We start from the raw sequence: 12,520 nt of genomic DNA, 5'->3' as shown, positions 1-12,520 counted from the left end.
TTGGCAACCTATCTATTATCTATTCAAAAAAGTGCCAATAATCATATAATAGCATAACAAACCCTTTTTGAGAGGATGGAATCTATTGAATACGCCCGCTTCACACTTTCTAGCCTATATGTATCGTCTTAAATATATCGAGCGCTGGAGCTTAATGCGCAATACGAATCGGGAATCCGTTGCCGAGCATTCCTTCCATGTAGCACTCACCGCTCACTTGCTGTGTACGATCGCTAATGAGCAATTTCAACGAGGAATCAACACGGACAAAGTCGTAACGATGGCCTTATTCCATGACGCCACGGAAGTGTTCACGGGAGATATCCCTACACCCGTCAAGCACCATAATCCTCGTATTTTAAATAATTTTAGAGAAATTGAGCAGCTTGCTGCCGATAGACTTCTTGATATGATCCCTGCACAGCTGCAAGCCGTGTATGAACCATTATTAGGAGTAGGACAGCAGGACCCTGAGCTTAAGAAGTACGTAAAGGCTGCTGATTTAATTGACGCCTATTTAAAATGCACACTAGAACTCGCTACAGGTAATCGTGAATTTGCTGAAGCGAAGCGTCAAACTGAACAGAAAATGAAAGATCTCCAAATGGAAGAAGTGAACTACTTCCTTAATGTGTTTTTGCCAAGCTTCGAAATGACGCTCGATGAAATGTCTAAGTCGGATTAGCATATAAACAAAACAAAAAGGCTATCTTCGACTCGGCTCGGTTATACAACCTGCCAGCGAGATAGCCTTCATTCATAATGGTTAGTTATTAACTATTAAATAATGGATGAATTTTGCATCAGAACGAGCATACCAATGAAAAGAACGAACACGATGGAGCTAAATGTTACGATCTTCGAAATAGATGCTGTATCTGTCTGATTGTTTTTAGCTGCCTGCAAGGCAACCTTCATCTTCTTGCCCATAATGCCGCTGAATGCGAACATTGCAAGCAATAGAACCGTAACTACAGCCATCCACACATGAGTAACGCCTGCTTTAGTCATCATGTAGCCACCCGTAATAAACTGTACGACGAGAATATACTGTGCGATGCGGTTACCCACGATCATCGTGGACAGTACGCCCTCTTGAGCGCCAGGAGCAGCCTTCTTAAGCTTGTTTGCAAAAAATGGAGCTAGCCCGTAGAAACCGATCAAAGCTACTGCCATAAAGTGAATCGTCCAAAATACTGAAGCCATTGTTCCAAATCCTCCATTACCTCTATATTATGTATCTCTAGGAATGATTCTGCCCGCAACGACAGGCGCTGGAGTAAAAAATCATCCTTTGTCTATGACTTATTATACTATACATTGGATATCAAAAACATAGAAAAGAGTTGCCCGCACGCGAGCAACTCTAATAGGTTATCCCAAAAATTCACTATCCATTCACAACTTTAATGACGTTACGAACGGATTCCGCGGATTTATCAAGAGCAGCCTTCTCTTCAGGAGTCAGCTCAATCTCAATAATTTTCTCGATTCCGTCTCCGCCTAGCACTGCCATAACGCCCATGAACAAGTTGTCATAGCCGTATTCACCTTCAAGCAATGCGATGACAGGAAGAACGCGCTTCTTATCTTTAAGGATAGCTTCAGTCATTTGTACAATAGATGCTGCAGGAGCGTAGTAAGCACTGCCGTTACCGAGCAAGTTTACGATCTCACCGCCGCCAACACGTGTACGTGCTACGATTGCATCAATGCGTTCTTTCGGAAGAAGCTTCTCGATTGGTACTCCACCAACGCTCGTATAACGAACGAGTGGAACCATATCGTCACCGTGACCTCCAAGAACAACACCACGCACATCTTCTACAGATACATTAAGCTCTTGTGCGATAAACGTACAATAGCGAGCTGTATCCAATACACCGGATTGACCAATGACACGGTTTTTAGGGAAACCAAGCGTTTCGTTCGCTGCATATGTCATTGCATCTACCGGGTTACTCAAAAGAATAACATAAGAGTTAGGGCTGTATTTCTTTACGTTCTCACAAACGGAGCGGACAATTCCAGCATTGGTGTTAACCAAGTCATCGCGACTCATACCTGGTTTACGAGCGATACCTGCTGTAATAATAACTACATCAGAATCTCTCGTATCTTCATAGTTAGAAGTACCGATAATGTTGCTGTCGAATCCTTGCACTGGGCCTGTTTCAAGCATATCCAATGCTTTTCCTTTTGTTGGGTTCTCCAACTGAGGAATATCTACTAGCACAACATCTCCAAGTTCCTTCTGTGCAAGCATCAATGCTGTAGTTGCTCCTGTGAATCCTGCACCTACTACTGTAATTTTCGCGCGACGAATTGCCATTTAATTATCCCCTTTACTTCAAGTTGCTGATGATTTGGTCAGCGAATTCTGAGCATTTGATTTCTGTAGCGCCTTCCATCAAGCGAGCGAAGTCATAGGTAACCGTTTTGTTGTTAATTGCTGTAGCCATACCACCATAGATAAGGTCAGCAGCTTCTTGCCAGCCCAAGTGCTCCAAGAGCATAACACCAGACAAGATAACGGAACCAGGGTTAACTACATCAAGATCCGCATACTTTGGAGCAGTACCATGAGTAGCTTCGAAGATCGCATGGCCTGTTAAGTAGTTGATATTTGCACCTGGTGCAATACCAATACCACCAACTTGTGCAGCCAAAGCATCGGACAAATAGTCACCATTCAAGTTCAATGTTGCGATAACATCAAAGTCTTTCGGGCGAGTCAACACTTGTTGAAGCGCGATATCAGCAATTGCATCTTTAACCAAGATCTTGCCTGCAGCAAGCGCTTCTTCTTGAGCTTTGTTCGCAGCTTCTGTGCCATGCTCGTCCTTAATGCGGTCATATTGACCCCAAGTGAACGTCTTGTCAGCAAACTCTTCCTCTGCCACTTCATAGCCCCAGTTCTTGAAAGCACCCTCTGTGAACTTCATAATGTTGCCTTTGTGAACGAATGTAACGCTCTTACGACCGTGCTTGATTGCAAACTCAATCGCAGCGCGAGCAAGACGCTTGGAACCTTCGGAAGATACTGGCTTCACGCCGATACCAGATGTTTCAGGGAAACGAATCTTGTTCACGCCAAGCTCGTCTTGCAAGAACTTGATCAATTTGTTCACATCTTCGGAACCAGAAGCGTACTCGATACCAGCATAGATATCTTCTGTGTTCTCACGGAAAATAACCATATCAACCAGTTCAGGACGCTTAACTGGAGAAGGTACACCATCGAAATAACGTACAGGACGCAAGCAAGTGTACAAATCCAACTCTTGACGAAGCGCAACGTTCAAAGAACGAATACCGCCGCCGATTGGTGTTGTCAAAGGTCCTTTAATCGCAACAATATATTCACGAATTGCTTCTAACGTATCGTTAGGCAACCACTCGCCATATTCATTGAAAGCCTTTTCACCTGCAAATACTTCGTACCAAGCAAGCTTGCGCTCGCCGCCGTAAGCTTTCTCAACTGCAGCGTCCAATACACGCTTGGATGCGCGCCAAATGTCACGGCCTGTACCGTCTCCCTCGATAAATGGAATGATCGGTTGTGTTGGTACTTGCAACTTACCGTCTTTAATCGTGATTTTCTCGCCCTCTGTTGGTGCAGCAAACTTCTCCAATTGCAACATATATAGTTCCTCCTCAGAATAATGCTGAATGGTATGAATCCGCGTATATGACATACGCCGCGATGACGGGCACTACATCCTTATTGTAGCAACCCGCCATTTTCTATGACAAGCTAAATTATGAATTTTTTTGATACTTTAGATAAATTAACGTTCAGAAATAGGAATATAAGCTTGTGTTGACGGGCCAACATACTCGGCGCGCGGACGAATAATACGATTGTTCTCGTATTGTTCTAAAATGTGCGCTGTCCATCCAGATGTGCGGCTGATTGCAAAAATTGGTGTAAACAAATCACGAGGGATACCAAGCATCGTGTAAACCGAAGCGGAGTAGAAGTCCACATTTGGTTTAAGTCCCTTTTGACCCGTTACCAGTTCTTCAATACGTACACTCATCTCATACAAATCAAGATTACCTTTCTCTTTGCCAAGTTCCTCAGACATCTTCTGAAGATGCTTAGCACGCGGGTCTCCGTTCTTGTATACACGGTGTCCGAAGCCCATAATCTTAGCTTTGTTGTCTAACTTGTCTTGAATGTAATCGTCTACATTTCTTGATTCGCCAATCTCTTCCAACATAACCATAACTGCTTCGTTCGCTCCACCATGCAACGGTCCCTTCAATGCACCGATTGCCGAAGTAATACCAGAGTAGATATCGGACAAAGTGGCAACGGTTACACGACTTGCGAAAGTAGAAGCGTTCAACTCGTGATCAGCATGCAGTACTAGCGCTTTATCCATTGCTTCAACCGCACGCGGCTCAGGCGCTTCGCCTAGTAATGTATACAGGAAGTTATAAGCAATAGACTTGCCTGCTAACGGCGCAACTGGGTCTTTACCTTCACGAATACGAGCATAAGCAGCTACGATGGTAGGTAGCTGAGCTTGAATCTTGATTGCTTTATTCAAGTTCGCTTCTGCACTCATGTCATTAGCACCGTCATCATATAGCGCTAATGCCGAAACAGCCGAACGAAGGACAGCCATTGTATTCGCTTCAGATGGGAACAACTTCAATTGCTCGATAACACCTGCTGGAACGGATGCATGATCACTTAGCTTCGCTTGGAGATCTTGAAGCTCTGCCTCATTTGGAAGCTTTCCATACCATAACAGATAAGCAACTTCTTCAAACGTAGCATGTTCAGCCAAATCATCAATATTGTAACCACGGTAGGTTAATACCCCGTCAATAATGGAGCTGATAGACGAAGCTGCTGCAACAATACCTTCTAGCCCTTTGGTTGCTGTCATAGCCCTCTCTCCTTTGCATCATACTTCTCTTTTGTGTACAACGTTCGACTGCATATTCGATTGTGCATAAGTATTTCTATGAAGTAATTAAAACTTCTAGTTAAATGATATAGGATATTGTCGGTTCTGTGAACGCAAAAAGGCAATTTTAGGGATAGAAATGCTTTATCACCTACATAAACGGATTTTTAAGGAACGAATCTAAAAACAGAAGAAATAGTTTAAAAAACCCAACATATATATAAGATAATCTCTTTCTAAGCGTGCTCAACAACGAATATCGACCATATGAATGAAATACAGCGTCTGTCGCCATTTTATAGAGCAGAATGAATTGAACTAGCCTTGCAGAGGGGGCGTGTCGTGGATATTAACATAACAAAAAGAGTCGTACGAGCTGTCATGGTTATGATCTTGATCATAGCTAGTGTAGCTTTATGTGCGCTGCTGCTGCCCTTGCTCTATCCATTTTTGTTAGCATGGATCATTGCAGCACTGATGAATCCGATCGTAAACCTATTGGAAACTCGTCTTCGTTTTCCTAGGTGGTTGGCTGTCACACTTTCTTTATCTGTCTTTGTAACTTCAATGTTCACCGTGCTTGCTGCCGTTATCACACGCATCGTCAAAGAAATTATGACACTTACAGAGACGATTCAATTGTATTTACAAGCATGGCGTGAATTATTTCTCTCTCTTATGAATAATGAATATATCGTTTCGATTATTGATACACTTAGCATGCTGTATAAAGATAACCCTAATATTCAGAACACGATCAATACGAACATCTCCCGCACTGCCGAAACTGTCACTACTACCGTAACTGATCTCGTTACGAACTTATTAAATGGCATTGTTACTCTATTATCACGCCTACCTAACATTGCAACGATTTCGGTCGTAGTATTATTGGCTGCTTTTTTTATAAGCAAAGATTGGAGGCACTGGCTTAACATCGTAACGGATTGGTTTCCCGATCAACTGCGCAAACCCACCTACACAATATGGACTGATCTGAAGAAAGCACTATTTGGCTACTTACGTGCCCAATTCATCCTCATCTCCATAACAGCCGTCGTCATTACAATTGGGTTGCTGCTCTTAGGAGTCCCCTATGCTGTTACAATCGGGCTATTAATTGGGTTAGTAGATCTACTCCCCTATCTCGGAGTCGGGGCAGTCATGGTGCCATGGATTATGTACAGTTTTATAACGGATCCTTCTTCTCTAGCTATTGGCTTAACCGTTCTATATGCAATCGTGCTTGTAGCTAGACAAATTATAGAACCGAAAGTGCTTGCTTCCAGCATCGGACTCGATCCGCTTATGACCTTAGTCGCCATGTTTGTCGGCCTAAATCTATTCGGGGTGCTTGGTCTTATTATTGGGCCTGTCACACTTATCCTGCTAACAGCCGTGCATCGAGCGCATGTATTCCGAGATGTTCGCAATTACATAATGATAGGGAGAAAATAGAGCGCTTATATCGCGGTCAAACACTCGTCCCATAACAAGTAGAAATAACTAGCCACGGGTCGTTGATCAAATTCACATATTGTACCCTAATAAAAAAGAGCAAGGAACATGGAAGCGTCCAACACTTCGTCGTTCTCTTGCTCTTTTTCGTCTTATTTTTTAGGTAAAATAATGCTCGATACTGATTAAGCACACTCGTGAGTTTGCTCTAATAAGCTCTAACGAACGCTATCTACGTTATTTTCTTGAAATCATCCATCTCCGAAATCTAACGGTTGTCATGTAGCTTATTTAAGCAAATAAAGCCTACATTTGAGCAAAACAGGTTAAATAAGCTCATTAGCAACCGTTAGATTATAAAATGAGCAATTATGAACCAAATAGCCTCAATGGTAACCGTTAGTGTAGGCCAACACTAGGGTCACAACCAGTTCATCACATCACTAGAGTAGTCATCACTAGTATCATCTCTAGAATCATCACTATGTCGATGTCGTTACTAAAGTCGCCACTAGTTCATTTTTAGATTCACCGCTAGCGCCAGTCACTAATTGTTATCGCAAAATATGAAAATTTCCATTCTGCATCTTTTTCTCAATCCATTTCAACATGTAGTGTCTATAAATTGGACGAGTTAACGGAAAGACCATTGTAAACCCAATCAAATCCGTTACAAAGCCAGGAGTCAGCAGTAAAATACCACCCAGCATGACGCAAAGTCCTTCGACTAGCTTGCGGCCAGGAATTTGTCCAGACTGCATCTGCTGCTGTACATCCCCCCATACTTGCGCCGCTTCATGACGGGTAATAAGGACACCTATAATCGCCGTCACAATGACTAGCAGGAACGTATTCCATCCTCCTATTTGGCCGCTTACAAAAATAAATCCCCATATTTCCATCGCTGGAATTAGAGCGAGTAATAACAAGAACCACATATGCATTCACTCCCTATTTACCATTTCATGCTTGCATCTTCTTTTGCACAAATTGCTGCAGCATAGACCACAGTTCAGGCTGCTCACGACTCACTCGCTTTGGACGCCAATCACGTCCGATCCAAGCATGATCCGTGCCGCCTTCGTAAAGAAGCTCTCCAATCGGCTCTGGCAACCATCCTGCTGTTTGTACCTGAGCAACTTGCTCCTCATTCAGTCTACACACAACCGATTGGAAGGACATACGAATCGTTCCCAACTGATCAAGTCTTGTAAACACAGCTACCCAATCATCATAATGAGCAGGACGCTTATAGCTAATACGAAGATCAGTGACAGGAAACAAAAGCCCTTCTGCTTCGAGCTGTTTGTAGTCAACACCAAGTGCTCTTATCCATTCAGTACGTCCAACTTCAAACCAAGTTGCAACATTTCCATGGAAAACTACTGCCATCGCGTCCGTCTCCTGATAGCGAACCCGCATAGCCACGCCAAACCAAGGATTTTTAGTGAGATGATCGATGTCGAGATGCAGCAATTGCCGTTCTTCGTTCTTCATTTACTACTCCCCCTAATGGAAAGTTAACGATACAACAAAAGCAATGGCTGCGACACCATTGCTTCTGTAGATACTTCTATTTATAAATTAGTTGCAAGCTTGACCAATTTGCGTAACTTTCATCAAGTTCGTAGAACCTGCGCAGCCAACTGGTACACCTGCTGTAATTACAACAAGGTCACCGTGTGCTACTAGACCAGTCTCAAGACCGCCTTTAACAGCTGTATCGAACATTTCGTCTGTCGTTTTAGCTGGCTCACCTTTAACAGGTACAACGCCCCATACTAAGGACATGCCGCGCATTACTTGCTCAGAAGCAGCTACAGCAACGATTGGAGCTTTCGGACGGTACTTGGATACCATACGAGCTGTGTAACCTGTTTGTGTAGATGTGATGATTGCTTTTGCATCAAGATCCAAAGCAGAGTTAGCAACTGCTTGACCGATTGCATCTGTAATTGTAGATTGCTGCTTCGAACTTTGACGAACGAAGATCTCACGGTACTCAAGCGCAGATTCTGCTTTCTCAGCGATGCGAGACATCGTAAGAACAGATTCTACTGGGTATTTACCAGCAGCTGTTTCACCAGACAACATGATTGCATCTGTTCCATCGAAAATAGCGTTAGCTACGTCAGAAGCTTCCGCACGTGTAGGACGTGGGTTGCGCTGCATGGAATCCAACATTTGTGTTGCTGTAATTACTGGTTTACCTGCCAAGTTACATTTCTCGATCATGCGCTTTTGCACAAGAGGAACTTCTTCAGCAGGGATCTCAACGCCGAGGTCACCACGAGCAACCATCAAACCGTCGGACAATTCAAGAATTTCATCCAAGTTGTCGACACCTTCTTGGTTCTCGATCTTGGAAATGATTTGGATGTGGTTCGCATTGTGCTCTTTAAGCAAGTTGCGAATTTCCATAACATCGCTAGCTTTACGCACGAAAGAAGCAGCGATAAAGTCAACGTTTTGCTCGATACCGAAACGGATATCGTTAGCATCTTTCTCTGTAATACCTGGAAGAGAAATGCTTACGCCTGGAACGTTAACGCCTTTTTTGCTCTTAATTTGACCACCGTTAACGATCTTACATTTGATTTCTGTACCTTGAATTTCGACAACAGTCAATCCGATCAAACCGTCGTCGATCAAGATTGTAGAACCTACTTCAACATCACGCGGAAGGTCAGCGTATGTAACCGATAGACGGTTCGCATCTCCTTCGATCTCTTCTGTTGTCAACGTAATGTACTGTTCTTCTACAAGCTCAATTGGTTCTACAGCCAATTTACCAGTACGAATTTCAGGACCTTTTGTGTCAAGCAAAATAGCAACAGTCTTGTTCAACTCTTGAGCTGCTTTACGAATATTGATAATACGATTGCCATGCTCCTCATAGTCACCATGAGAGAAGTTCAATCGTGCTACATTCATACCAGCCATAATAAGTTGTTTCAATTTGTCCAAAGGTTCGCTGGAAGGACCAATCGTACATACAATTTTAGTTTTGCGCATTATGAGTTTCCTCCAATTGTTCGGCTCTCTACTATCCACTTGATATATTTATTATAACAAGTTCACAACTATTTAATTTACTATACCTTGTCCATTTTGTATATGAAGATCGTCATATTTTTAAGTTTTACCAAATGAATACGCCGTTATGACTGTAAATTGTTAGTTAGGCTTGATCTAAATAGGTGAATCGACCGATTGAACGGAACTTTTCATATCGATTTTCACGAAGCTCATCAGGTGTCATAGCCAGCAGCTCGGTTAGCTGTCTTACTAATGCATGCTTAACAGACTCCGCAGCCGTAGGTATATCCTTATGTGCACCACCCTGCGGTTCTGGGATTACTTCTTCAATAATCCCCATCTCAAGCAGATCAGCAGCTGTAATCTTCATCGCTTCCGCAGCCTGATCCGCCTTCGAAGCGTCTTTCCACAAAATAGATGCCGCTCCATTCGGTGAAATAACTGAATAGATGGCATTCTCAAGCATCAACACTCGATTGCCCACACCAAGAGCAAGCGCTCCGCCGCTACCGCCTTCACCAATAACAACACAAATAATCGGCACACCCATCAGCATCATATCGCGCAAGTTACGGGCAATGGCTTCCGATTGTCCACGCTCTTCTGCGGTATTACCAGGATATGCACCTTTTGTATCAATAAAAGTAATAATAGGACGCTTAAATTTATCGGCTTGCTGCATAAATCGCAGCGCCTTCCGGAATCCTTCAGGATGAGGGCTTCCAAAAAATCGTGCTATGTTTTCTTTTGTATCTTTGCCTCGTTGGTGACCTATAACGGTTACGGGCAGGCCATTCAGCTTCGCAATACCGCCGACGATAGCCAGATCATCCCCGAATAGTCGATCACCATGCAGCTCGATAAAGTCAGTAAAAATATGATTAACAAAATCCAGCGTCGTTGGACGCTGGTGGTGTCTAGCCAGATGCATTTTCTGAGACGGTGAAATGCTCGAGTAGATCTCCTCCGCCAGCTTAGCATGACGCTCTTCCAGACGCGCAATCTCTTCGCTGAAGTCTATATTCTTCTCTTCGCCAAAGCGCTTCAATTCTGCAATCTTCTGCTTCAATTCTGCTAGCGGTTGTTCAAATGGAAGCTCACTCGCCATTCGCCATCTCTCCTTTCACGGTATGAAGATCAATCAACTTCGTCAACGTTTGACGCATGTCTTTCCGCGGAACGACCATATCAACCTGACCGTGCTTCAAGTTGAATTCAGCGGTTTGGAAGTTGTCCGGCAGCTTTTGACGAATGGTTTGCTCAATTACAATTCGGCCCGCAAAACCAACAAGAGCCCCCGGCTCGGCCAAATTAATATCACCCAACATAGCAAAGCTCGCAGAAACTCCTCCCATTGTAGGATCCGTAAATACGGATATGTAGAGTCCTCCACTTTCATGGAACTTCGCCAATGCGGCACTTGTCTTCGCCATCTGCATCAAGCTCAATATACTTTCCTGCATACGAGCTCCACCTGACGTAGAGAAAATGATAAGCGGATACTTCTTCTGCATCGCCATCTCGATCGCTCGAGTTATTTTCTCACCAACAACAGATCCCATACTGCCACTAAAGAAGTCGAAGCTCATAACAGCAACGACAACAGGATATCCGCCAATCGTACCTTCACCGGAAATAACAGCTTCATTTAAGCCAGATTTAGCATGCTGCTGCTCCAGCTTCTTCGCATATCCCGGGAATTCGAGTGGATCTTCAGACACCATATTTGCTTCATATTCAAACAAACGACCATCATCCAAAGTCATCTGAATACGTTCCCATGCACTGAGACGAGCATGATGTCCGCATTCCGAGCAGACTTTCAAGTTCTTTTCCAATTCCTTATGATATTGAATCGTGCCGCACTTGGCACACTTTGTCATCAATCCCTCAGGTATTTCACGCTTAGGACGATCGCTGTCATCACGTATGGATGGAATCGTCGCGTATTTCTTCTTTTTGTGGAATAAGTCTTTGAACACTCATGACACCTCTTTAGGCTGATTTACGCTGCATGTAAACAACATCCACTAGGGCTTGTCCACGGAACGAATGCGCCCGATTGTAGGCAACAAAAAGCGGCTGTCTCAACAACAATGACGTTCGTCAAGCAGCCGTATTATGCGTGCAAAATAGAGTTGAGCACTTCCTGCACTTCTTCCACTTCTCCGGAAGGTACGAGCACTTCGAATTGTTGTTTAGACATATGGACAGGGCGGACTTGTACAAGAAATCCTTCCTCCGTCAATCTGTTGTTAATTCTTTCAGCAATTTTAGCTGTCGGAGCGATGTAGATTACTGTCCACATTCGCGTGAGTACCTCCTCACGTTTGTTGCATGGTCATTAATGCACCTATGATAACATAGTGCCATTTTCATAGCAACAAAATCGAGCCTTCGTCACCATAGATTCTACACAATATTCCAGTTATTAGGCCAGAACATTTTTGGAAAAGGCTACTGTAATAAGCAAAAGTCAATGATGACTATCACAGCATCAGCATGGATTATGAATCTACTTTATCGTACTTGACAGCGTTCGGATCTTGGTGTGCAATCCGAGCAGATGCTGCCGCCGCAAGACCAGCTACTAGATCATCAAGAAACACATGTATACCACTATGGTCATTATTCAACTGTCCTAGTATACCTAGCTTGTTCTTATCCAAATATCCGAAGCTTGTCAGACCGATCATACCAAACATGCTCGTAATGCCTAATGCCAACGTCTCATCTACTCCATACAAGGACTCATCCGCTTCCAACATCGATTGCAGTGGTTCTGGCCATTGTTTGCGCTCTGCCATCATATCCATGGCGATGCCTGTCATTAGCGTATATTGCACTTCCCGTTTGTGCAATACCGACTTCACGCTATCGAGGCACTGCTCCAATTCTAGTAGTGCGTTGTAAGGCTTCTGCAGCTTATATACGATTTCTGCTATCGCTTCAAGTTTCACTCCACGCTGTTCCAACCATGATACGGCCATTGTATAATTCAAAAGGCACTCCCCCTGTCACACGATCCGCAGCCTTGTCTCTACACAAGGTGTAAAGACAATATATGCTGGAAAGCAGAAAATGGTGAGTGCCTTATA

General features: G+C 43.6%; 13 protein-coding genes. 2 read left to right on the top strand and 11 right to left on the bottom strand.

Annotated elements, in window-relative coordinates; all coding sequences use genetic code 11:
• Positions 1-85 precede the first annotated feature (85 nt).
• Positions 86-685 carry a 5'-deoxynucleotidase gene (gene yfbR / locus IFO66_RS18080; protein WP_225445869.1) on the top strand — a complete coding sequence of 200 codons (600 nt, stop codon included), beginning with the start codon at positions 86-88 and terminating at the stop codon, positions 683-685.
• A 95-nt stretch (positions 686-780) separates the two neighbouring features.
• On the opposite strand, the gene IFO66_RS18075 is transcribed toward yfbR, so the two are convergent.
• From IFO66_RS18075 to citZ, 4 genes are all read right to left on the bottom strand, one after another.
• Positions 781-1,206: a hypothetical protein gene (locus IFO66_RS18075; RefSeq protein WP_225445868.1), complete on the bottom strand. Its 426-nt coding sequence runs from the start codon at positions 1,204-1,206 to the stop codon at positions 781-783.
• A 184-nt stretch (positions 1,207-1,390) separates the two neighbouring features.
• Positions 1,391-2,332, bottom strand: a complete 942-nt coding sequence (mdh, locus tag IFO66_RS18070; RefSeq protein ID WP_028594243.1) for a malate dehydrogenase — start codon at positions 2,330-2,332, stop codon at positions 1,391-1,393.
• 13 nt (positions 2,333-2,345) lie between these two features.
• Positions 2,346-3,644 (bottom strand): NADP-dependent isocitrate dehydrogenase, encoded by a 1,299-nt coding sequence (gene icd / locus IFO66_RS18065; RefSeq protein WP_192026511.1) that lies wholly within the window; start codon positions 3,642-3,644, stop codon positions 2,346-2,348.
• 147 nt (positions 3,645-3,791) lie between these two features.
• Positions 3,792-4,904 carry a citrate synthase gene (citZ, locus tag IFO66_RS18060; protein WP_192026510.1) on the bottom strand — a complete coding sequence of 371 codons (1,113 nt, stop codon included), beginning with the start codon at positions 4,902-4,904 and terminating at the stop codon, positions 3,792-3,794.
• Between the two features lie 363 nt (positions 4,905-5,267).
• Here citZ and ytvI point away from each other — a divergent pair, with 363 nt between their 5' ends.
• Positions 5,268-6,383 (top strand): sporulation integral membrane protein YtvI, encoded by a 1,116-nt coding sequence (gene ytvI, locus IFO66_RS18055; RefSeq protein WP_337913337.1) that lies wholly within the window; start codon positions 5,268-5,270, stop codon positions 6,381-6,383.
• A 554-nt stretch (positions 6,384-6,937) separates the two neighbouring features.
• On the opposite strand, the gene IFO66_RS18050 is transcribed toward ytvI, so the two are convergent.
• The 7 genes from IFO66_RS18050 to IFO66_RS18020 all read right to left on the bottom strand — a co-directional run bounded on the left by IFO66_RS18050 (position 6,938) and on the right by IFO66_RS18020 (position 12,424).
• A complete protein-coding gene (locus tag IFO66_RS18050) occupies positions 6,938-7,321 on the bottom strand; it encodes an FxsA family protein (protein ID WP_337913336.1) in 384 nt (127 codons plus the stop codon).
• Positions 7,322-7,346: 25 nt separating this feature from the next.
• Positions 7,347-7,880, bottom strand: a complete 534-nt coding sequence (locus tag IFO66_RS18045; RefSeq protein ID WP_192026508.1) for an acyl-CoA thioesterase — start codon at positions 7,878-7,880, stop codon at positions 7,347-7,349.
• Between the two features lie 87 nt (positions 7,881-7,967).
• Positions 7,968-9,398: a pyruvate kinase gene (gene pyk, locus IFO66_RS18040; RefSeq protein WP_192026507.1), complete on the bottom strand. Its 1,431-nt coding sequence runs from the start codon at positions 9,396-9,398 to the stop codon at positions 7,968-7,970.
• A 166-nt stretch (positions 9,399-9,564) separates the two neighbouring features.
• Entirely contained in the window at positions 9,565-10,530 is a 966-nt protein-coding gene (locus IFO66_RS18035) for an acetyl-CoA carboxylase carboxyltransferase subunit alpha (RefSeq protein ID WP_192026506.1), read from the bottom strand.
• A complete protein-coding gene (gene accD / locus IFO66_RS18030; RefSeq protein ID WP_028594235.1) occupies positions 10,520-11,404 on the bottom strand; it encodes an acetyl-CoA carboxylase, carboxyltransferase subunit beta in 885 nt (294 codons plus the stop codon). The genes IFO66_RS18035 and accD overlap by 11 nt, the downstream gene beginning before the upstream one ends.
• A gap of 137 nt (positions 11,405-11,541) precedes the next feature.
• Positions 11,542-11,730 (bottom strand): hypothetical protein, encoded by a 189-nt coding sequence (locus IFO66_RS18025; protein ID WP_028594234.1) that lies wholly within the window; start codon positions 11,728-11,730, stop codon positions 11,542-11,544.
• Positions 11,731-11,929: 199 nt separating this feature from the next.
• Positions 11,930-12,424, bottom strand: coding sequence for a phosphatidylglycerophosphatase A family protein (locus IFO66_RS18020; protein ID WP_192026505.1), 495 nt, complete (start codon positions 12,422-12,424; stop codon positions 11,930-11,932).
• Between the last annotated feature and the right edge of the window lie 96 nt (positions 12,425-12,520).

It is taken from the genome of Paenibacillus arenosi, assembly GCF_014841135.1.
Taxonomy (GTDB): Bacteria; Bacillota; Bacilli; order Paenibacillales; family Paenibacillaceae; genus Paenibacillus_B; species Paenibacillus_B arenosi.
The sequence above is the reverse complement of the archived record's forward strand: the minus strand, read 5'-3'. Positions and strand labels throughout refer to the sequence as shown.